Annotated in this window: 17 protein-coding genes and 1 pseudogene; 8 read left to right on the forward strand and 10 right to left on the reverse strand. The window is 60.3% G+C overall.

From position 1 onward, the window contains the following. Window positions 1-208: 208 nt before the first annotated feature. Together AC0Z4S_RS12905 and AC0Z4S_RS12910 are read left to right on the forward strand one after the other, a co-directional pair. Window positions 209-355, forward strand: a pseudogene (locus AC0Z4S_RS12905) (HAMP domain-containing protein); the annotation flags it as partial. 102 nt (window positions 356-457) lie between these two features. Then, window positions 458-1,213, forward strand: coding sequence for a methyl-accepting chemotaxis protein (locus AC0Z4S_RS12910; RefSeq protein ID WP_485623366.1), 756 nt, complete (start codon window positions 458-460; stop codon window positions 1,211-1,213). Window positions 1,214-1,417: 204 nt separating this feature from the next. Here AC0Z4S_RS12910 and AC0Z4S_RS12915 read toward each other — a convergent pair whose 3' ends face one another. The 4 genes from AC0Z4S_RS12915 to AC0Z4S_RS12930 are packed head-to-tail and all read right to left on the reverse strand — an operon-like array spanning window position 1,418 to window position 4,019. Next, window positions 1,418-2,731, reverse strand: a complete 1,314-nt coding sequence (locus tag AC0Z4S_RS12915) for a sensor histidine kinase (protein WP_485623275.1) — start codon at window positions 2,729-2,731, stop codon at window positions 1,418-1,420. Beyond that, entirely contained in the window at window positions 2,728-3,396 is a 669-nt protein-coding gene (locus AC0Z4S_RS12920) for a response regulator transcription factor (protein WP_253503655.1), read from the reverse strand. Before AC0Z4S_RS12920 ends, AC0Z4S_RS12915 begins: the two co-directional genes overlap by 4 nt. Window positions 3,397-3,399: 3 nt before the next feature. Beyond that, complete coding sequence (locus AC0Z4S_RS12925; RefSeq protein ID WP_485623276.1) at window positions 3,400-3,711, reverse strand: PepSY domain-containing protein; 312 nt, start codon at window positions 3,709-3,711, stop codon at window positions 3,400-3,402. Continuing rightward, complete coding sequence (locus AC0Z4S_RS12930) at window positions 3,711-4,019, reverse strand: PepSY domain-containing protein (protein WP_485623277.1); 309 nt, start codon at window positions 4,017-4,019, stop codon at window positions 3,711-3,713. The genes AC0Z4S_RS12925 and AC0Z4S_RS12930 overlap by 1 nt, the downstream gene beginning before the upstream one ends. A 263-nt stretch (window positions 4,020-4,282) precedes the next feature. On the opposite strand from AC0Z4S_RS12930, the gene AC0Z4S_RS12935 reads away from it, so the two are divergent. From AC0Z4S_RS12935 to codA, 5 genes are all read left to right on the forward strand, one after another. After that, window positions 4,283-5,362, forward strand: a complete 1,080-nt coding sequence (locus AC0Z4S_RS12935; protein WP_485623279.1) for a patatin-like phospholipase family protein — start codon at window positions 4,283-4,285, stop codon at window positions 5,360-5,362. A gap of 86 nt (window positions 5,363-5,448) precedes the next feature. Beyond that, the gene (queD, locus tag AC0Z4S_RS12940) at window positions 5,449-5,805 is read left to right on the forward strand and encodes a 6-carboxytetrahydropterin synthase QueD (RefSeq protein ID WP_485623281.1); all 357 of its coding nucleotides are present in this window, start codon (window positions 5,449-5,451) and stop codon (window positions 5,803-5,805) included. A 185-nt stretch (window positions 5,806-5,990) separates the two neighbouring features. Continuing rightward, window positions 5,991-6,803 carry an alpha/beta fold hydrolase gene (locus tag AC0Z4S_RS12945; RefSeq protein WP_485623282.1) on the forward strand — a complete coding sequence of 271 codons (813 nt, stop codon included), beginning with the start codon at window positions 5,991-5,993 and terminating at the stop codon, window positions 6,801-6,803. A 157-nt stretch (window positions 6,804-6,960) separates the two neighbouring features. Then, window positions 6,961-8,232, forward strand: a complete 1,272-nt coding sequence (codB, locus tag AC0Z4S_RS12950) for a cytosine permease (protein WP_485623283.1) — start codon at window positions 6,961-6,963, stop codon at window positions 8,230-8,232. 14 nt (window positions 8,233-8,246) lie between these two features. Beyond that, the gene (gene codA / locus AC0Z4S_RS12955) at window positions 8,247-9,482 is read left to right on the forward strand and encodes a cytosine deaminase (RefSeq protein ID WP_485623284.1); all 1,236 of its coding nucleotides are present in this window, start codon (window positions 8,247-8,249) and stop codon (window positions 9,480-9,482) included. A 206-nt stretch (window positions 9,483-9,688) separates the two neighbouring features. On the opposite strand, the gene AC0Z4S_RS12960 is transcribed toward codA, so the two are convergent. Continuing rightward, entirely contained in the window at window positions 9,689-10,669 is a 981-nt protein-coding gene (locus AC0Z4S_RS12960) for a diaminopimelate epimerase (protein ID WP_485623285.1), read from the reverse strand. Between the two features lie 253 nt (window positions 10,670-10,922). On the opposite strand from AC0Z4S_RS12960, the gene AC0Z4S_RS12965 reads away from it, so the two are divergent. Next, window positions 10,923-12,074 carry an MFS transporter gene (locus AC0Z4S_RS12965; RefSeq protein WP_042609095.1) on the forward strand — a complete coding sequence of 384 codons (1,152 nt, stop codon included), beginning with the start codon at window positions 10,923-10,925 and terminating at the stop codon, window positions 12,072-12,074. Window positions 12,075-12,166: 92 nt separating this feature from the next. Here AC0Z4S_RS12965 and AC0Z4S_RS12970 read toward each other — a convergent pair whose 3' ends face one another. The 5 genes from AC0Z4S_RS12970 to AC0Z4S_RS12990 form a co-directional block, all read right to left on the reverse strand. Continuing rightward, on the reverse strand, window positions 12,167-14,593 hold the full coding sequence (locus AC0Z4S_RS12970) for a TonB-dependent siderophore receptor (protein ID WP_485623286.1): 2,427 nt from the start codon (window positions 14,591-14,593) through the stop codon (window positions 12,167-12,169). 98 nt (window positions 14,594-14,691) lie between these two features. Further along, window positions 14,692-15,675 carry a FecR family protein gene (locus AC0Z4S_RS12975; protein WP_485623287.1) on the reverse strand — a complete coding sequence of 328 codons (984 nt, stop codon included), beginning with the start codon at window positions 15,673-15,675 and terminating at the stop codon, window positions 14,692-14,694. An 88-nt stretch (window positions 15,676-15,763) separates the two neighbouring features. Continuing rightward, window positions 15,764-16,255 carry a sigma-70 family RNA polymerase sigma factor gene (locus tag AC0Z4S_RS12980; RefSeq protein ID WP_253505309.1) on the reverse strand — a complete coding sequence of 164 codons (492 nt, stop codon included), beginning with the start codon at window positions 16,253-16,255 and terminating at the stop codon, window positions 15,764-15,766. Window positions 16,256-16,374: 119 nt separating this feature from the next. Continuing rightward, window positions 16,375-20,766: a P-loop domain-containing protein gene (locus AC0Z4S_RS12985; RefSeq protein WP_485623288.1), complete on the reverse strand. Its 4,392-nt coding sequence runs from the start codon at window positions 20,764-20,766 to the stop codon at window positions 16,375-16,377. Continuing rightward, window positions 20,744-21,580 (reverse strand): hypothetical protein, encoded by an 837-nt coding sequence (locus AC0Z4S_RS12990; protein ID WP_485623290.1) that lies wholly within the window; start codon window positions 21,578-21,580, stop codon window positions 20,744-20,746. The genes AC0Z4S_RS12985 and AC0Z4S_RS12990 overlap by 23 nt, the downstream gene beginning before the upstream one ends. Window positions 21,581-21,874 lie beyond the last annotated feature (294 nt).

Genomic DNA, 21,874 nt, shown 5'->3' on the forward strand with positions numbered 1-21,874 from the left:
CAACGGCCAGTTGAAAGTGCTGTCGCCGTTCCAGCCGATTCCCGGTGGTCCGGCGTGGGGTGTGCTGCTGGACGTGCCGGAAAAAGTCCTGGTCAGCCGCGCCGAAGCGCTCAAGCAGCAACTGGATGCGAGCAATAATTCGGGCACGCTGATCGAACTGAGCCTCGGCCTGCTCGCCGCGCTGATCGGCCTGCTGCTGGTGTGGCTGATGGCGCGCAGCGTGACCAAACCGATCCTCGGCGTCGCGCACATGCTTGAAGATATCGCCAGCGGCGAAGGCGATCTGACCCGGCGCCTGGCCTATGACAAGCAGGACGAACTCGGGCAACTGGCCGGCTGGTTCAACCGTTTCCTCGACAAGCTGCAGCCGATCATCGCCGAGGTGAAACGCTCGGTGCAGGACGCGCGTAATACCGCCGACCAGTCATCTGCCATCGCCACCCAGACCAGCGCCGGCATGGAGCAGCAATACCGCCAGGTCGATCAGGTCGCCACCGCGTCCCACGAAATGAGCGCCACCGCCCAGGACGTCGCACGCAGCGCCGCACAAGCGGCCGAAGCCGCCAAGGACGCCGACCGCGCCACCCGCCAAGGCCTGACGGTGATCGATCGCACCACCGCAAGCATCGACACCCTCGCCGCTGACATGAGCGCAGCGATGGTGCAGGTCGAGGGCCTGGCCGCCAACAGTGAGAAGATCGGCACGGTGCTGGAAACCATTCGTGCCATCGCTGAGCAGACCAACCTGCTCGCACTTAACGCCGCCATCGAAGCCGCCCGCGCCGGTGAAGCCGGACGCGGTTTCGCCGTGGTTGCGGATGAGGTGCGCAACCTCGCCCGCCGCACTCAGGAGTCGGTGGAAGAAACCCACCAGGTCATCGAGCAATTGCAGAACGGCACACAGGAAGTGGTCGGTTCGATGGGCAACAGCCATCGTCAGGCGCAGGGCAGTGTCGAGCAGGTGGGCCAGGCCGTGACCGCTCTGCGGCAGATCGGCGATGCGGTGACGGTGATCAGCGACATGAACCTGCAGATCGCCAGCGCCGCCGAAGAGCAGAGCGCGGTGGCTGAGGAGATCAACAACAATGTGGCGACGATTCGCGATGTGACCGAATCGCTATCCGGACAGGCGAATGAATCGGCGCGGGTCAGCCAGTCGCTCAACAGCCTGGCGAACCAGCAGCAGCGATTGATGGATCAGTTTCGCGTTTGATCTGAGATTGCGGGGTGTCAGTCAGATTCCCCCCTCACCCCAGCCCTCTCCCCCCAAGGGGGCGAGGGGGAAAGGGAGCCGATCTTCACGCCATTCAAATGCTGAGTTCGGCTCGGTATTTCAGGTCGACGTATCTCGCCCAATCACCACGGTCAGTCCCCTCTCCCTCTGGGAGAGGGTTAGGGTGAGGGGCTTTTCAAGGGTTCACCGCCGAGGCAGTTCAATCACCACTTTCAACCCGCCCCACTCGCTCTCGCCCAACACCAGCAAGCCGCCCCAGGTATCGACGATATCGCGCACGATGCCAAGGCCCAGCCCATGGCCATGGGTCTGCTCATCCAGCCGCGTACCACGGCTGAACACCTGAGCACGTTGTTCCTCGGGGATTCCCGGCCCGTCATCTTCCACGCTCAGGGCAAAGCCGTCAGTGCGCTCGATGACGCTGAGGCGCACCTCGGCATCGGCCCACTTGCAAGCGTTGTCGAGCAGGTTGCCGAGCAGTTCCAGCAAGTCCTCGCGGTCCCACGGCAGTTGCAGCCCGGGCGGTGCGACGTAGCTCAAGGCCAGATGCTCGCCATGGATCATGTTCAATGTCGCCAGCAACCCCGGCAGCTCGGCATCGCAATCGAACAACGCTCCCGGCAGTGCATCACCGGATAACCGCGCCCGGTTGAGCTCACGATTGAGGCGCTGCTGCACCTGTTCCAGTTGTTCCTTGAGAATTCTGCGCAGCTCGGGATGGTCATCGAGCTTGTCACTGGAGGCCAAACTGAGCAGCACCGCCAACGGTGTTTTCAATGCGTGGCCGAGGTTGCCCAAAGCGTTGCGCGAGCGCTTGAGGCTGTCTTCGGTGTGGGCGAGCAAATGGTTGATCTGCGCCACCAGCGGTTCCAGTTCCACCGGCACCTGATCGTCGAGTTGCGAGCGCTGGCCCTGCTGCAACTGAGCGATCTGCTCGCGCGCGCGTTCCAGCGGTTTCAGCGCGCGGCGCACGGTCAGGCGTTGCAGGAACAGAATCAGCAGCAAAGCCGCCAGCCCGAGGCCGAGGCCGATCTGACGCATGCGCTGGAAGCTGTCGCTGACCGGCGTGTAATCCTGGGCGACGCTGATGGAAATCGACTGGCCCAGGCGCCGATAGTCCGAGCGCAGAATCAGCAGGCGTTGCCCGCCGGGGCCCAGTTGCAGGTTGCTGTGCAGCCCCGGGTGGGGCAGCAGCGGCAGTTCCTGATCCCACAGCGAGCGCGAGCGCCAGTGGCTGTCGGAGAAATCGATGCGAAAGTAGTGCCCGGAAAATGGCCGCTGATAGGCCGGCGACAGATGCCGCTCATCCAGTTGCAGACCCTGCGGGCCGCGCACCAGTGCCACCAGCAGGCTTTCGCTGTCGTTGCGCAGGCCGGCTTCGAGGTAACGCTGCAAGCCGACTTCGAACAACCACAGGCTGGTTTGCGCCAGGACCAGACCGACGATCACCATCACGCTGATCAAACCCAGGCTCAACCGGCGCTGGATTGATCTCATGAAGCTTGCCCGCCGAACAGGTATCCCTGACCGCGACGGGTTTCGATCACGCTTTTGCCGAGCTTGCGCCGCAGGTGATTGACGTGGACTTCGAGGACGTTTGAATCGCGCTCGGTTTCGCCGTCGTAGAGGTGTTCGGCGAGGTGGCTTTTCGAGAGGATTTGTTCGGGGTGCAGCATGAAATAGCGCAGCAGGCGGAATTCAGCGGCGGTCAGCTGGATGTCGGCGCCGTCGCGAACCACGCACTGGCGGCCTTCGTCCAGATGCAGGCCGGCGGCTTGCAGGGTCGGCTGGTTGGACTGGCCCTTGGAGCGGCGCAATAGCGACTGAATGCGTAGGTACAGCTCTTCCGGGTGGAACGGTTTGGTCAGGTAATCGTCGGCGCCGGCCTTCAGGCCTTCGATGCGCTCGGCCCAGGAATCGCGTGCGGTGAGGATCAGCACCGGAATCGCCAGGCCGGCCGCGCGCCACTGCGCCAGCACATCAAGCCCCGGTACGCCGGGCAGGCCGAGGTCGAGGATGATCAGGTCATAGGGTTCGCTGCCGCCCTGATACACCGCGTCACGGCCATCGGCCAGCCAATCCACTGCGTAGCCTTGGCGTTGCAGACCGGCGAGCAACTCGTCGGCCAGCGGTACATGGTCTTCCACCAGAAGCAAACGCATCGATCAATCTTCCTTGTCTTTGACTAACTCGCCGGTATCGGCCTTCAAGTGCAGCTCGCGCGCCACGCCTTCGACTGTCAGCAACTCGACTTCGTAAACGTACACGTCGTGTTTTTCTTCCAGCTCGACTTCCAGCAGTTTGGCGCCGGGGTAGCGATCCATAGCCTGCTGCAGCACTTGCTCGAGCGGCAGGATCACACCTTGACGACGCAGGTCCAGCGCCTCGTCCTGGTCGAGGTCGCGAGCCATGGCAGTGGTGCAGAACAACACCAGCGCCAGCGCCGTCAGGCGGGTGGCGCAAATATTCAGCTTCATTACGTATCCTGATGATCCCTGAGCACTACACCATCGACGGCGTTCAATTCCAGATCCCACTCCACACCTTTCGGGTCGCGCAGTTCGATCTGGTAAATGTACTTGCCGTACTCCTCCTCCAGCTCGGTTTCGGTGATTTCCGAACCGGGGTGTTTTTCCAGCGCGATGGCGTTGAGCTTCTCGAAGGAGACGATAGTACCAGCGTCGCGCAAACGAAGCGCTTCGTCAGGTCCGAGATCGCGCGCCTGCGCGGTGTTGGCAAAGAGGCCGATGATCGAGGCAGTGGTCAGGGCAGTCAGGGTTCTCATGGTGTCTCCGAATTCTTATAGGTTGCTTACGGTGGGCACCTTAGCCGGGTCAACTTAACTGAAACTGAATGGCCATCATTGCTCAGCTTCCACGTTTCCAATGTAGGAGCTGCCGAAGGCTGCGATCTTTTGATCTTGATCTTTTTCCCCCTCCGCATAGAAACGGTTAAACCCGAGATCAAAAGATCGCAGCCTGCGGCAGCTCCTACAGGATGTCGCAACATCGGCTTATAATTCGCAGCTAGCTAACGATCGAGACCGGTATGACCGCCATCCACATCAAGTTCCCTGCCCTCACCCTCAAGGCCGGCCCGCGGGCCATGGCGCGGATTCGTGCGCAGGGGCTGCACGCCGCTGACGTCGGCACCCTGCCCGGCGCGGCCGGTGGGCCGAAGGCGCTGGGCATTCAGGGGCTCGATCTGGCGTTGTTCGGCGAGTGGCTGCCGAGTGCGCCGCGCGAGCGTTCGCTGATCGGTGCATCGGTCGGTTCCTGGCGGTTCGCCAGCGCCTGCCTGCCGGACGCCGCCGAAGGCATTCGCCGCCTCGGTCAGCTATACGCCGAGCAGAATTTCAACAAAGGCGTGACCATGGCCGAGATCAGCCAGAGCTCGCAGCGCATGCTCAATGACCTGCTCGATGGCCGCGACGCGAGCATCCTCGAAAATCCCGATTACCGCCTGAACATCATGGTGGTGAAAAGTCAGGGCCGCCTCGCCGAAGACCATCGCGGGCGCCTCGGTCTGGCACTCGGTTCAGTGATTGCCGACAACCTGCGCGGCCGCGCACGGCTGTCGCGGCATTTCGAGCGCCTGATCATCCACGATCCACGCTTGGCACCACCGCTCGACACGTTGACCGACTTCCCCTCGCGTTTCGTTGCCCTCAATGCCGGCAACCTGCGTCAGGCCCTGCTCGCTTCCGGGTCGATTCCGATGGTCATGGAAGGCGTGCGCGACTTGCCCGGCGCCGGTGCCGGTACGTTCCGCGACGGCGGCCTGCTCGACTATCACCTCGACCTGCCCTACAGCGGCGACGGCATCGTGCTCTATCCGCATTTCACCGACCGGGTGATTCCCGGCTGGTTCGACAAGACCCTGCCGTGGCGCCGCGCCTCGGTGCAGCGTTTGCAGGACGTGGTGCTGGTCGCGCCGTCGAAGGAGTATCTGGCACGCCTGCCCTACGGCAAACTGCCCGACCGTAACGACTTCAAACGCTTCATGGGCGATGCGCCGAGCCGGCAGAAATACTGGCACGCGGCGATGGACGAGAGCCGCCGACTGGGCGACGAATTCCTCGAACTGACGGCCAGCGGTCGCCTCGCCGACCGCTTGCTGACCCTTTAGTCAGCACGGCCAAAGACAAGCTGATAAACTCGCCGCCTGCCCCGAATCGCTGCGGCGAACGCCATCTGAACAGAGCCGAAAATACCGTGGAAATCTTCAAAGAGTTTACTTTCGAATCCGCCCACCGCCTGCCGCACGTCCCGGACGGCCACAAGTGCGGTCGCCTGCACGGTCACTCGTTCAAGGTCGCGCTGCACCTGAGCGGCGACCTCGATCCGCACACCGGCTGGATTCGCGATTTCTCCGAGATCAAAGCGATTTTCAAGCCGCTGTACGAACGTCTCGACCACAACTACCTGAACGACATTCCCGGCCTGGAAAACCCGACCAGCGAAGTGCTGGCCAAATTCATCTGGAACGAGATGAAGCCATTGCTGCCGGAACTCAGCGCGATCCGCATTCATGAGACGTGCACCAGCGGCTGCATTTATCACGGGGAATAAGCCACACAGATCTCCTCTGTAGGAGCTGCCGAAGGCTGCGATCTTTTGATCTTTGTTTTTACAATCAAAATCAAAAGATCGCAGCCTTCGGCAGCTCCTACAGGGACCGCGTTCTTTCAAATACAGCCTTTACGGCTGTTTTTTTATGCCTATGCTTTTCGTTCTCCCGCCAAGAGGACAGACCGATGACGGACTGGCTGCTGGATCAGGTCTTTGACTTCAACGGGCATCAGGTACGCTATGCCGTGCGCGGCGACGGCCCGCCGCTGGTATTCGTGCATGGCACGCCGTTTTCGTCTTATGTCTGGCACCGCATCGCCCCGCACTTTTTCGCCACCCACCGTGTGCACTACTTCGATCTGCTCGGTTACGGGCAATCCGCACAGCCTGACGCCGATGTCTCCCTCGGCATACAGAACGAACTCCTGGCGCAGCTGCTCGATCATTGGAACCTGCAAAATCCGCACGTGGTCGCCCATGACTTCGGCGGCGCTACGGTGTTGCGCGCGCACCTGCTCAACGGCAAGGATTATCGCAGCCTGACCCTGATCGACCCGGTCGCATTGACGCCGTGGGGCTCGCCGTTTGTGCAGCATGTGCGTCAACACGAGGCGGCCTTCAGTGGCTTGCCCGATTACATCCAGCGCGCCATCGTGCCGACCTATATTCGTGGTGCAATTCACCGCCGAATTGCCGATGACGAACTGGCGGCGTATGTAAATCCGTGGCTGGGCGATCCGGGGCAAGCGGCGTTCTACCGGCAGATCGCGCAGATGGATGAACGCTATACCCGCGAAGCCGAAAGTCTGTACCCGACGATCCGCTGCCCGGTGCAGATTCTTTGGGGCGAAGAGGATCAATGGATCCCCATCGAACGTGGCCGCGCGTTGCAGCAGATGATTCCCGGGGCGCAATTTCACGCCATCGCCAATGCCGGCCACCTTGTCCAGGAAGAAGCCCCCGAAGCCATCGTCGCCGCCCTGCTGCGTTTTCTCTGAATCACACACTGCAGCTCCTACATTGGGCTTCGGTGTGGTCAGCTGCACCGTTTTCGCGCCTGACTTCGCCGTGTCGTCTATACATACCCGGCCCGACCGCGTTTGGCACGACCGCTGCAACCCTTGCTCGTCTTCCCCTTCCAGCAAGGACTGCCCCATGACGCAGAACGCCTCCGGCAATGATTACCCGCTCAGTGAAGTACCGATGCACGCGCGCAAAGGCCTGGCCTCGACGGCGATGGTGTTACTCGGCTTTACGTTTTTCACCGCGACCATGTTTGCCGGCGGCAAGCTGGGGGTCGCGTTCGGTTTTGCCGAGATGATGGCGGTGATCATTGTCGGCAACCTGTTGCTCGGTCTGTACGCCGCGGGCCTGGGTTACATCGCCTTCAAGAGCGGCCTCAACTCCGTGCTGATGGGGCGGTTCTGTTTTGGCGAAGTCGGCAGCAAGCTCAGCGACCTGATTCTTGGTTTCACCCAGATCGGCTGGTACGCCTGGGGCACGGCGACGGCGGCGGTGGTGATCGGCAAATATTTCGATTTGAATGAGGCCACGGTGCTCGGCCTGATGGTGCTGTTCGGTCTGGGCTTCTGCGCCACCGCGTACATCGGTTATCGCGGACTGGAAATTCTCTCGTACATCGCGGTGCCGGCGATGATGTTGCTGCTGATCCTGTCGATGTGGGTGGCGACGGTGAAAGTCGGCGGCTTCGAAGGTTTGCTCAGCGTAGTGCCGACGGGTTCGCTGGACTGGTCGACCGCAATCACGCTGGTGTTCGGCACCTTCGTCAGCGGTGCGACCCAGGCCACCAACTGGACGCGATTTTCGCGCTCGGCAAAAGTGGCGGTGCTGGCCAGCCTGATCGGTTTTTTCATCGGCAACGGCCTGATGGTGCTGATCGGCGCATACGGCGCGATCGTCTATCAGCAACCCGATGTGGTTGAAGTGCTGCTGTTGCAAGGCTTTGCCATGGCCGCGATGGCCATGCTCTTGCTGAACATCTGGAGCACGCAGGACAACACCATCTACAACTTCGCCGTGGCCGGCTGCAACCTGCTGCGTACCGGGCGGCGCAAAACCGTGACCCTCGGCGGCGCAGTAATCGGCACCCTGCTCGCCCTCCTCGGCATGTACGACATGCTGGTGCCGTACCTGATCCTGCTCGGCACGGTGATTCCGCCGATTGGCGGGGTGATCATGGCTGACTTCTTCTATCGCTGGCGCGGGCACTATCCGCGTCTCGCCGACGCACGGTTGCCGGCGTTCAACTGGCCGGGGCTCGGGGCCTACGGGGTGGGCACCGTCGCTGCGTTCAGTTCGCCTTGGGTCGCGCCGCTGGTAGGGATCGCCGCTGCCGCGCTAACGTATGTCATCGTCACCGGTGTGCTCGGCGCCCGTCGCCTCAGTGCACCACTACAAGACTTATAAAAAGGATTCGCCTGATGCACATCATCAACGCCCGCCTGCGCAACCAGGAAGGCCTGCACGAATTGCACCTTGAAGACGGCCTGATCCACAGCATCGCCCGCCAGACCGAAGCGCCGAGCCTCGGCCCGGATGACCTCGATGCCGGCGGCAATCTGGTGGTGCCGCCCTTCGTCGAACCGCACATTCACCTTGACGCCACGCTCACCGCCGGCGAGCCTCGCTGGAACATGAGCGGCACCCTGTTTGAAGGGATCGAGTGCTGGGGCGAGCGCAAAGTCACGATCACCGAAGAAGACACCAAGACCCGCGCCAAGAAGACCATTCAGGCGCTGGCCGCCCACGGCATCCAGCATGTGCGCACCCACGTCGACGTCACTGACCCGCAACTTACCGCGCTCAAAGCCATGCTCGAAGTGCGCGAGGAAAGCCGTCACCTGATCGACCTGCAAATCGTCGCGTTCCCGCAGGAAGGCATTGAGTCGTTCCGCAACGGCCGCGAGCTGATGGAGGAAGCGATCCGCATGGGCGCCGATGTGGTCGGCGGCATTCCGCATTTCGAGTACACCCGTGATCAGGGCGTCAGTTCGGTGAAGTTTCTGATGGACCTGGCCGAGCGCACCGGATGTCTGGTCGACGTGCATTGCGACGAGACCGACGACCCGCATTCACGCTTCCTTGAAGTGCTCGCCGAAGAAGCCCGCAGCCGCGACATGGGCGCCCGCGTTACCGCCAGCCACACCACGGCGATGGGCTCTTACGACAACGCCTACTGCGCCAAACTGTTCCGCCTGCTCGGCCATTCCGGGATCAGTTTCGTCTCCTGCCCGACCGAAAGCATTCACCTGCAAGGACGTTTCGACAACTTCCCGAAACGCCGCGGCGTCACCCGCGTCAACGAACTGCTCGAAGCCGGAATGAACGTGTGTTTCGGCCAGGATTCCATCGTCGACCCGTGGTACCCGCTGGGCAACGGCAACATCCTGCGCGTGCTCGAAGCGGGTCTGCACATCTGCCACATGCTCGGTTATCGCAACCTGCAAAGCGCGCTGGACCTGGTCACCGACAACAGCGCCAAAGCCATGCACCTGGGCGAGCGTTACGGCCTGGATCAGGGCCGCCCGGCGAACCTGCTGATCCTGTCGGCGGACAGCGACTACGAAGTGATCCGCAGCCAGGGCCTGCCGCTGTATTCGATTCGTGGCGGCAAGGTGTTGATGAAGCGGCAGATGCCGGTGGTGGAGTTCAGCTGAGATTTGCGCTGAACCTGATGGGCCGAGAACAAAAGCTGTGGGAGCGAGCCTGCTCGCGAAAGCGCCATGCCAGGCGCTTTGATGCAGGATGTGCCGACCTCTTCGCGAGCAGGCTCGCTCCCACAGTAGATCCAGTTGGCTGCAAGGAATGTGTTCAGCGCAAATCCCTGTGGGAGCCTGGCTTGCCAGCGATGACGTCCGCCGAATCAATCCATCAACCGCGCCGTGCCAAACAATCTGACGCGCAGCAACTCCCCTTCTGAAACCTCAAGCAAAACCGGTGCAGTGCCGCCAGGCATGATCACTTGCACTTCCCCCGCCTCAACCCACCCCACCCGCCACGCCGCACACGCCACCGCACTGGCGCTGGTGCCGGATGATGCGGTTGGGCCTTCGCCACGCTCGAATACCCGGGCGAGGATTTGCTGCGGCGACGCCAGCGCGGCCCATTGCAGATTGACGCCGGCCGGACAGGGATTGCCGATACCGGTGGGCATGGCATAGGCGATTGCTGTAAGCCGTTGGTTCAGGGGCGATTCACGCATCTGCTCGTTGCTCGGCAAAGCGCCTGCATCGCCGAGTAGCGTCACGCAGTGCGGATTGCCGATGCGCACGAACTGGCTGTAGCTCCAGTCGGGATCGAGTTGTGCGAGGGGCTGGACATGACTGACGTCGCGATCATGGAACTGAATGCTTTCAATCGCCTGCGCACCCGCCGCCTCAGGGCCAAATCCGGGCTGACCGAGATCAAGCCAGAAGCCGCGCACGCCTTCAACTTCGGCCGGTTTCACCGAGGTTTCCAGCGCTTCATCCTTGTCATGATGAACGCGCAATACCGCGCCCTGTTCCGGCATCAAGCCTCGCTCGGTCAGCGCCTGAGAAAAAATTGTCAGGCCATTGCCACTGCGTTCGGCGAGGCTGCCGTCGGTGTTGACGATCAGCACATCGAACGGTGCTGACCTCTGAAACGGGCCGATCAGCAGGCCGTCGCTGCGGTGGGCTTTGCTGTTGGCCGGGCGCTGGCCTTCGGGCCAATGGCAGCACAGAGCGATGGCGGCTTCGCTCCATTGCTGCCGAGATGCGGCGCATTCGGCGGCGCTGGCCGGCAAAGCAATTCCAGCCTCGCGCAAGGCTTGGGGTGAGACCACAGCGTAGATATTGCCGCGTGCGTCGTAGAAGCTCGTCATTGCCGACCGTTTCCCTTCGTATTGATGAACGCCACTCTAATGACTAACACAGATCCTGTGGGAGCGAGCTTGCTCGCGAATGCGGTGTGTCAGCAGACAGGTGATATCTGACCTATCGCATTCGCGAGCAAGCTCGCTCCCACAGGTTGTGCTGTGTAACGATGTACGCCGCACCAACCCGACTCTCGTGATCGAACCTCAACGCCGTCAGAATGTCACTCGGGATGCAGTTGTTTTTTTGCCAAGGATCGATATGACCAGCCTCAACCCCCAAGACACGTTCGTCCCCGGACGCCTGGAACAGATGTCCACGCGCGTCGCTTTTTTCATCGCCGGCCTCGGCATCGCCGCGTGGGCGCCGCTGGTACCGTATGCCAAGGCGCGGGCCGGGCTGGATGAGGGCACGCTGGGGTTATTGCTGCTGTGTCTGGGCGTCGGCTCGATTCTGGCCATGCCGCTGGCAGGGATTCTCGCCACGCGTTTTGGTTGCCGACGCGTGGCCACCGGCGGCACGTTGCTGATCTGCGCGGCGCTGCCGTTGCTGGCGACGGTGTCGTCGATCCCGGCGCTGATCGCCACGCTGTTCATGTTCGGCGCCGGCCTCGGCACGGTGGATTCGACGGTGAACCTGCAAGCGGTGATCGTTGAGCGCGCCAGCGGCAAACACATGATGTCGGGTTTCCACGGCTTGTTCAGCCTCGGCGGCATTGTCGGTGCGGCGGGCGTCAGCGCATTGCTCGGCCTCGGCCTGACTCCGCTGGCGGCCATGCTGGTGGTAGTGGTTTTGCTGATCGGCGCCTTGCTCAAGTGCGTGCCGCACATGTTGCCCTACGGCAGTGAAAGCTCCGGCCCGGCCTTTGCCATTCCCCACGGCATCGTGCTGTTTATCGGCGGCATGTGCTTCATCGTGTTCCTCACCGAAGGCGCGGCGCTGGACTGGAGCGCGGTGTTCCTCGCCCAGGAACGCGGAATCGACACAGCGTATGCGGGAATGGGGTACGCAGCGTTCGCCCTGACCATGACCGTCGGGCGTCTGCTGGGTGACCGCATCGTGCGCAAGCTGGGCGCCACGCGGATCATTCTGTTCGGCGGTCTGTTGGCGGCGGCGGGGTTGTTTCTCGCCACCTTCGCGCCGAGCTGGCAAGCGGCGCTCGTTGGGTATGCGCTGGTCGGCGCCGGGTGCTCGAACATCGTGCCGGTGCTGTACACGGCAGTGGGCAAGCAGACGGTGATGCCGGAAAGCATCGCGGTGCCGGCGATTACCACGCTCGGTTATGCCGGGATTCTTGCCGGGCCGGCAGTGATCGGTTTTGTCGCCCATGCCAGCAGCCTGAGTTTTGCCTTCGGGCTGATGGCGGTGTTGCTGGTGGCTGTGGCGATCGGCGGGAAAGTCCTGAAGGTCTAAAGCAAAAGATCGCAGCCTTCGGCAGCTCCTACAGGGGATCGGCGAACATCTTGTAGGAGCTGCCGAAGGCTGCGATCTTTTGAGCTTGTGTTTTAAAAACCGACGCGGGCCTGCACGAAGAACGTGCGCGGCGCGCCGACATACATCCCCGAGTTGTTGTCGCTGGAGCGGGTGAAGTACTGCTTGTCGAAGACGTTCTTCACCCCGGCGCCGAGCTTGAGATTCGACACCTGCGGGCCGAAGTCGTAGCCGCCGCGCACGTTCCAGGTCACGTAACCCGGAATGTCGCCGTACTGCCCGTCCGCCGTGCCTTCGGTGATGTAGTTGCCATTGAAGCTGCCATCCGCATTCACACCGGTGCCCGGCGAACGTTGTTTCGACTGGGCAAAGCCATCAATGTTGTAGGTCCAGCGATTGATGTCGTAACGCAAACCGACCGTCGCAACCTGCCGCGAATAGAACGGCAGATCGCGGCCCTTGAAGCCGGGAATCTCGCCTTCATAGGTGGCGCGGGTGTAGGTGAAGCCGGCATTGGCGGTCAGGCCATCGAGGCGCGGGTCGAGTGCGGCCATGTCGTAGTGCACCGACGCCTCAATGCCCTGATGCTTGGTCGCGCCGAGGTTGGTCCAGCCGATATCGTTGCTGATGTATTGCAGCTCGTCGTCGAAGTCGATGTAGAACAGCGTCACCTCGCCACCCCACACATCATCGTTGTAGCGCGTGCCAATCTCGTAGGTCTTGGCCTTTTCCGGCTCCAGGCCGTTGGCAGTACTGTTACCCGAACCGCCCTGGCCAAGCTGGAAATACTGCAGGCTGCCGAACGAGGTTTCGTAGTTGGCGAACAGCTTCCACGCATCGGACAAGTGATACATCACACTCAGCGCCGGCAGCGGTTCATTGCTTTCGATGCTGCGGTTTTTCTCCGGCACTGGCCGGCCGGCAGTGTCGAGCACGGCGCGGTCATGCCAGTCGGTGCTGATGTGTTCGAAGCGGATGCCCGGGGTGACGGTCCAGTTGCCGACGTCGATCTTGTTGTCGACATACACCGAGTTGGCCTCGGTGCCACCGGTGCGATCCTGGAATACGTGGCCATCCGAGGTCGGGGTGACCACTGGCTGGTTGTTGACCAGCGCCAGACGACTCGACTCTTCGTGCATCGCCTCTTTCAGATAGCGGTAACCGACGCTGACTTCCTGCGTGGTCGGGCCGACATCGAATACCCGCGAAACCCGTGGCTCGATGCCGAGGGTGTAATAGGAACGCGGGTACGAGCTGAGGGTGCGCTGATCGCGCGCGGCGATGGTACTGCCGCGAAAGCTGTCGGTGTAATAGGTGAGAATTTCTGCCTGGGTGCGCTCATCGATCTGGCGGATCCACTTGAACGACACGTCTTTGCGCCGGCCTGTGAACTGGTCGTAGTCACGCACCGACTCATAGGGCTTGTCGTCGTACTGACGCTGGGTCAGGCCGCCGGGCATGTCGGCGCTGGCGTCGTAGTAGTGAAAGTTGAGACTGAAATCGTCCTGATCGGTCGGCGCCCAGTGCGTCTTGAGCAGCACGTCGTCGATGTCATTACCGTTGTTGCGCTCGCGATAGCCGTGACCGTTGACGCCGGAGTACAGCAGCGCCACACCCATGCCGTTGTCGGCGGTGCCGCCGAGGAACGCGGTGTCGATGTGTTTCCAGCCGCCGTACTGAGTCGTTTCCAGGGTGGTGCCGATTTCGCCGGTGGTTTTTTCCGGGATCGCGCGGGTCACGAAATTGATCACGCCGCCGACGTTCTGCGGCCCGTAACGCACAGAACCGGCGCCGCGTACCACATCGATGCTGTCGAGGTTGCCCGAGGAAATCGGCGCCATCGACAGTTGCGGCTGACCATAGGGTGCGAACGCCGCTGGTACGCCGTCGATCAGCACCGTGGAGCGTGGCGACAGGCGCGAAGTCAGACCGCGTACGCCGACGTTGAGGGAAATATCACTGCCGCCGGTGCCGTTGGAGTCCTGCACCTGCACGCCGGGCACGCGTTTGAGCACGTCGCTGACGTTCATCGCGCCCTGCTCGACCATCGCTTCGCGGCGAATCACCGTACGCGCGCTGGGGTGGTTCTGCACCACCGCCGCGTCGGCGTCACCGAGCCAGTCGCCGACCACTTTGATGTCGGTCACGCCGAGCTCCAGCGGGCCGTTGCTGGTAGTTGAAGTCGCGGCTGGTGCGAGCGTCACCGAGCCCTCGTTGATCTGGTAATCCAGACCGCTGCCTTGCAACAACTGGCGCAGCGCCTGCTCCGGCGAGATGTCGCCGTCGACCGCTGGCGCCTGTTTGCCGGCCACCAGCTCAGGGCTGAAGAACACCTGCAGCGAAGTTTGCTGGCCCAGTTCACTCAAGGCCTGACCCAGCGGCTGCGCGCGGATGTGAATGGCTTCGGCGGCAAACGCCAACGGCATCGCTGCGCTGACCGCGAGCGCCAGAGCCAGTGGCAACCAAGGGGATTTTTTATTGTGGGTTGTGGTGATGTTCACGTCGTACGGAGTCCTGTGGATCGCAAGAGTGTGCGGCTGTTAATGCAAACCAGTTGCAGTTGAACAGGAAGACGATGAACGAGGAAAAAACCTGAATGCTATCTGGAAATTATTTCCTGACTGCCATCGGCGAGGGTGCGCACGGCCACCGGCAGGATGCTCGGCAAGGCTTTGAGCAAAGCGTCGGTGTCGTCGGATCTGAACACACTGGTCAGGCGCAGGCTGGCCACGTTCGGCTGGGACACGGTCAGCGGTTTGTCGCGATAGCGTGACACTTGCGCCGCCACTTCGCTGAGGCTGGCGTTGTTGAACACCAGTTTGCCGTGGCGCCACGCGGTCAGTTCCGCCGGGTTGACCGCGTAAGCCGGCAGGACTTTGCCGTGCGCATCGACCGAAGTGCCGAGGCCGGCGCTCAGGTTGATGAATTGGTTGTCCGGGGCGTCACTTGCCTGCACCTTCACCGTACCCTGTTCCACCGCCACACGGGTTTGCGTGGCATCGCGGCGTACATCGAAACGCGTGCCGGTGACCGTGACCTTGCCGCTCCCCGCTTCGACAACAAACGGCCGCGAGGGGTCATGTTCAACGCTGAACATCGCTTCGCCTGCGATTAGTTCAATAACCCGTCGATTCTGCTCATAACGCACCTGCAAGCGGCTGCGACTGTTCAGATCGATCACCGAACCATCCGGCAACGCCACATGCTTGCGCTCGCCCAACGCCGTAGCGAACTCGGCGCGGTAACCGCCGGGATGATTGAGACCACTGAACAGGCCAAGTCCCAGCGCAACAGCGAGGACACTCGCGGCCACGGCATAACGCAGCAGCGGACGGCGTTCGCGGCGAGGTGGCGGAGTTTCGACAAGCGCCTGGAGACGCGACATCGACAGCAGATCAGTCGCCGTCCACAAGCCTTGCAGCAACTGAAATTCTTCGCGATGTTGCGGGTGTTCATCCAGCCAGGCGTCGAAGCGCAGCTGTTCTTCGACGTCGACATTCGGCTCCTGCAAACGCACGAACCAGGCTGCCGCCTCATCACGCGCCGCCATTTGCCCACAGGCGCAATCACGAGTCTCCATCATGGAATGTCCTGTCCGGCTGAGGTTGAGATTCGGCACAGCCCCCTGTAGGAGCCGCCGAAGGCTGCGATCTTTGCGACGTCACACGGCATCATGATTGCAAGCCATCCAGCCGCTCTCGCAGATGCCGCAGGGTGCGGATCATATACTTTTCGACCATGTTCTTGGACAGCCCGAGGCGTTCGGCAATTTCCGCCTGCGTCAGGCCTTCGATCTTCTGCCAGACAAAGATCCTGCGGCAGTTGAGCGGCAGTTCGGTGAGCGCGCGTTCGATGGAATCGGCCAACTGGATCGCGTGCATGTAGTGCTCCGGATCGCCCGCTGACGACGCACTGTCATCGACCGTCTCCGTCTCCATGGCGCCGCGCCGGTCTTCGCGCCGGTAACCATCGACCGCGATATTGCGCGCGGTCTGGTGCAGATACGCGCGCGGCTGCTGCACCGCCGCCGAATCCGCCTCGAGCACCCGCACAAAGGTGTCGTGCGCCAGATCCTCGGCCTGCGCGCGATTGCGCAGGCGCCGAGTCCAGGTGCCGATCAACTCTTCGTAATGCTCGAAAAAGCCGGATCTGCGGGAGCGCATTGGGAGATGGACGGCGTAATGAGGAAAGGGCGTGAATAGTAATTGTTATTATTCAGGTGAAGCAATGGGTTCCGGCGGCCAATCCACCCATTGCGTCGGTTATCCTCGGCCGAGAACGATCACGTTACCGCGACGACTGCCTCCCGGATGCGGTGTGCGGGTGCCAACAGCATCTGTTCATCAAGCGCGATCATCACGACTCCGTTATGGGTCGCTACAACCATGCGGGCCATTGAGGTGAAGCAGATCCCGCGAATCGGTGAATTGATATTGATTTGAAACAGCGTACTCAACTCGCCGTCCCAGAATCGAACAACACCGTCCTCACCCCCTGATGCCAAAAGTGGCGATGGTGCTGCGTCGCAGAATGCCAATACCTGAATGTGCCCGTTGAGGTGAGTACCCGACTTGCACGCCAGACGCTCGCCGCTTGGGTAATGCCACAATGCAATTCGACCTGAATCAGTGCCGGCAGCGATCAACTCCCCATCCACGCTTTGCGCCAGAGAGTGCACTGCAGCAATGCTGCTACCCGGTATGCGCCAAGTATCAAAAAGTGAAAGCCGAGGCATTTCAGAGGGTGGAACAGGATGCTGCGCAACCATGATCTGCGAGTACTTGCTGGCGAATATGATTCGTGTTCCATAATCACCGGCAAGACAAACAAGACTCATGATCGGCTTGTCTTCTTCGCCGTAACTGAGCTGATAGTTCCACTTGGCTCCAAACTCATTGCGAAGAGTGTCGACTTCCAGTTTTGAACGCAGACTCCAGATGCGCACGGCGTTCACATTGGCTTCACTCACCGAAGCCACAACCATCGGTTCGTCGTCGATCCATACGACTTGCACTTTTGTCACATCATCGCCGGCCTGAATCACCGCCGAGAGGTCTGGTTGACCTCCTGCCGGAACCAGACAGATACTCCCCCGAATGGCGACTACCAGCAGCAGTTGTCCTTTATCCACATAGCCGGTTATTGCCTGGATTCGTTGATTCTGGATGATTTCACACGTCCAGGTCAGGGTACCGCTCACCTCATCGATCGCCACGACCTGTCCCGCGGTGGTGCCAACGTAAATCGTGCCGGGAGCGTCGGAGTCCATGAACATGCATTTGACGTGGCCTGGAAAAAACTGGCGTTCCTGTAGAGCGCGCGCCGGCGATCGCGCGTCCTTCAGGCTCCACATATTGACTGAGCCCGCGTTGCTACTCAGATAGAAATGACTTATGCCCAAGTTGAAGCTGTCGGTACGGAACTGCTCCGTCCAGTAGCCATCGATACGCGTAACCGATGTCAAGGTTGAAGAGATTTCGACAGGTTTGGTTACTTCAATGATCTGGTTTTCAATTGTCCCGTCTTCAGCCAGCAGATAAAGAATATGTGAAGCCTGCGCCTCACACAGCCAGGCCACTCTTTTATCCTCTGGAGCGCAATAGACAAGAATCATTTCTTCAGGCAGGACTTGCCAAATTCGAGGCGGCCGGAAAAAGTCGTTGGTTACCGCATACGTAGCACCACCCACGGTGCGCAGGCGGATTGATGAAATACATTCGCTGTCGATCGTGGCAGGTACTTGCCACAGAAACGCCAGGTCAAGCTTCCACATTCTCAGGGTCCTGGCGCATCGCGCACCATCAAAGAAACTATCGCCCGCTGAGAGAATTCGAAGGCCGTCGGACGTGAGAACAATCGCGACATCCAGAATCCGGGCGCGTGAAGCAGCGACTGTGTGATGAAGCAGGCTGAGGTCAGTCAAATCCCAGACTCGGAGGTCACCTTCCAGCTCTGCTTTGTCCTCCAGGCTGGTACGTGTAATCGTTCGCTCGTGAGCACTCACACACAAAAAACAATCGCCTTCCCGGCACACCGTCAACGCAGTGATGCGACCATCCTGCTCAGCAAAAGGGACATGAATATCGCGTTTGGTTCGCAGATTCGTTGTCGCCAGCCAACCCTCACCTCCACTCGCAACCAATACTTCACCGTCTGGCGTTGCGATCATTGCCAAGTGTGAAATGAAGCCACCCACAATGGGCTGCCAAGCCGCCAACTGCCTGCCATTGTCAAGCTGAAAGACTTCAATCAATCCATCCTCGCGCCCGACCAGTGCGACCGGAGTACAGTCATTCCACTGACCGAGACTTAATGCGGTCACTCGCGAATCTCGCGACACCAGCACGGTGTTGCTTTCAAGCGGATTCCAGGTCGCCCAGAGTGGCATCCAGCGAAAATGTTCAGCGTCTGGCAAGGGCACTGATTCATCAATCCCGCTCTGCAGGGATGCGAGTGCCAGGTAAGATCGACGCTCTGCTTCGGGTAACTCCCGCAAAGCCCCAAAGACTCGCAAGTAGGCCTGAACCATTGGCTGAGCGATGGACGACTGAGGGTTGAGATAACGGCGCAGAATGGCCGGATCGCTGACCACCAGAAATGCCGGATCGTCGAGGAGTGCCTGCAACATGCCCGCCTTGAATGCGAAGCTTGCGGCATGCCGCTTCAGATAAGGATGCGCATGCAGCCAATCGTGACGCCCCTCGGAATTTGCAGGGACACAGGCCAGCAATGCTTCCCACAAGTGGCGTGACAGGGCCGGGGCGTGGCCATCACTCTCGAGCAGATGCTCTGCCAGCTGCTCATGATAAAGCCGATAAACCGAACGATCGCCTTCCATGGACTCCACAATGAAGGGCGCGGCAAATTTGCGTACGGCAATGATATCCGCGTCGGTGATTACCTGACCGCTCAGGGCGCTAGCGGCTGAACGCCATAAATCGGCCCACGGCAATCCCTCACCTTCGGCAAACGCCAAAGCCAGCAACACCGCGCGGGCGGTGGCGATATCCAGCCCCTCTTTCCCCTCTTCCAGGGGAGCCAGATACTGATTGAATGCGTCTGTCAACTCGGTTGATAGATGATCCATCCAGCCAGGGCGGCTGGTGTCGACCATTTTGCCCATCTTGAACAGCCTGAGTGCGACGGTATGTGCCACCAGAAATACGTTCTTCGCTCGCTGAGCCACAGCCTCGGCCACCTTTCGAGCGATTTCAGGATTCTTGCGATAAGGCGTGAAGCGTCGTGGCTCTTCGCTGGCCAATAGCCGTCGCTCGACGTACAACGCAACCTCGCCGGGCTCTGTATGCTGCGGATGCTCGAGATTGACTTCCACAGTATCTGGCCCGAATCCCTCAAAACGTTGTTGCAATGCAGTCGTGTCGGGCCGCGTACCCACTAACAGGAAGACATGCCTGAATGTCGCTAACGGCAACAACAACTGCTGCAAAATAGTCTGGCTGTCGGCAGCTTCATCCAGAGCATCAATGACAATCACCGTTTTTCTGCGGCGTTTTTCCAGTGACTCAAGCACCGATGGCAAGTCACGGTCCGACAGATCCAGCTTGTCCGCGATCTCGCTCAACACCTCGCTCAACAGTTTGTGCCGGGCATGTATGGCGATATCGACAATGCCTTCAGGTAATACGTCAGCAGCGTCGAATGAAGTTCCATCAACTGCAAGTAGCTGATCGCGAAAACGCGGCTCAGACAACGAAACGATCCGTCCCAACAACGCTGATTTACCCGTCCCCGGGCCACCGGTCACTACCAGCGCACGCCCATGAGTATCAACCTGTGAGAGCCATTCTGCTATTTGTCGCAGCGCGAGATGACGGCCGGTGAAATAGCTCCCGACCCAGCCACCTTCGACCCCTCCCGCTTTTGGTAGCCAATGTTCATCAAACACTCGCTGGCTGGCCAGATCCAGGCCTGGACCGATATAAGGGCGATACTGGGGATTGGGGAACAGCAGGCAACGGCCTTTCAGATTTGCCCCCGCCAATTGAGCTTCCTGCTTGGGAAAGCGTTCGGCGAGAAACTCTCTGATCGCCTCCATCACTTCGTCCATGGCCAGGTAGCGCTGCGTAGCACCACCGAACTGACAATCGGGATTAGCCAACGCTTGAGCCAGCGCCTTGCTCAAGGCTCCCTCATCCGCCTCATCTCGCGATCGCGTGGCCGCGATGACATAGGCCGGATTCAATGAGGGCCGCTGCCGGGTCAGATCGGCCGCTATTCTGAGAAAATCACCCGCTCCCGTGCCGGCGTAGCAGACATCAAGGATCAAAAGGACCTGCGCGGCTCTGGTCTTGATCAGGATCTGTGCCAGATCGACGACTTTTACCGCCAGCGCAGGGTGATCCTCAGCCGCCTGCTTTGACTCACGGGACAATAGATAGAGTTGGTTGTCACTTTCACCATGCCCCGTGTAATAGAGCACCAGCAAATCGTTTTCAGTGCAGTCTTCACAAACGTTGAAAATCAGATCCTGGAGTTCTCGGGGATCCAGATCAAGTTCTGCCGGTACAACCTCATAGTGCAGTGCACCGAAGGCCGACCTGATGGTTTCAACCTCGTCCGGAACCTGCGAAAGCGTTGCATGGTTATCAAATTGACTGGTGCCAGTGGCAAGCAGACGACGTCGATAAATATCAGATAGCGGCTGCAATGGCATCTCCCGCCTCCCGGGTCGTGAGGTAACGGCTCGCATCGTGGACTTTCATGCCATTGGCAACACTCAGATCAACAATTTGCGGCATGAACAAGGGCTCCAGTTTTTTCGTCAGGGCCACGACATCACCGCTGTCTGAAATATTGGTCCAATGCTGCACATTGCCGGGCCATGCACCAACTTCGCGTTGCGGTGCGGGTTGCAAGGCATCGAAAATCAGATTGCGGATGCCCAGCGGCGAACCCAATGTAATAAAGTGCCGGACGGGCCACTGAGGGTTGGCGCATAGCGCCTCGTAGGCAACCACTGAGCCCAGAGAATGGGCGACGATTACCCGCGTATCGTCATCCACCCACTTTTCAACGCTGGCACGAGCGGCCTGACGGATTGAATCGTCATGGAAGTATCGATAGACCTGCTTTAAATCACTGATCATCATTTTTTCCAGCTGACCGGAAAAAAACTTTGATCGTGTCAACGCGTTGAGACCGCGCTGGACGAACGTCACCAGACCTGCTTTGGTGATCTCGTCAGGGGCGCGAACAGCGGGATCGATCCTGGCCGCCTCTTCCCACCATGCCTTGAGCAGTTGCGCCTCCCACACATCGACATCCTGCGCGCCGTAGGGCGGTATGGCACCTTTGCCCGCTGGGCGAAACAAGTCTCCATAGAAGGCACATTTGAAGGTCACTTCTTCAGGCAACTCTCGTCCGGCACGTGCGAGACCATCCTTGAGCGCCGGCAGCCATTGCTCGCTTAACGTATTTTCACCACCGAACTGATGCCCGATGCCGTGCACACCAATAATCGTCGCCATTGTTACCCCTTATCTTTCGACGCTCAGCACTCAGAGTCCTGAAGCCATCCATGGAAACCCGAAATGCGACTAGTGGCCATTGGGCATTAACGACATCTTACTGACTTTAGGCGTGCCCGGTCATTTCGCCTGCGAAAAGGCATTTATCATCTGTTTCAAATCAATGACCGGCAGCACGCCGCGCCAGTGGCTCAAATCAGCAACCGACGATCGACCGCAGAAATAATTTGCCACGAAATATTACTCGCGTCATATTACAAGCGTAATAACGAACCGTTTCTTCAGGTTCCGACG

Source organism: Pseudomonas sp. 1L-B-1-E-C1, from assembly GCF_057291835.1.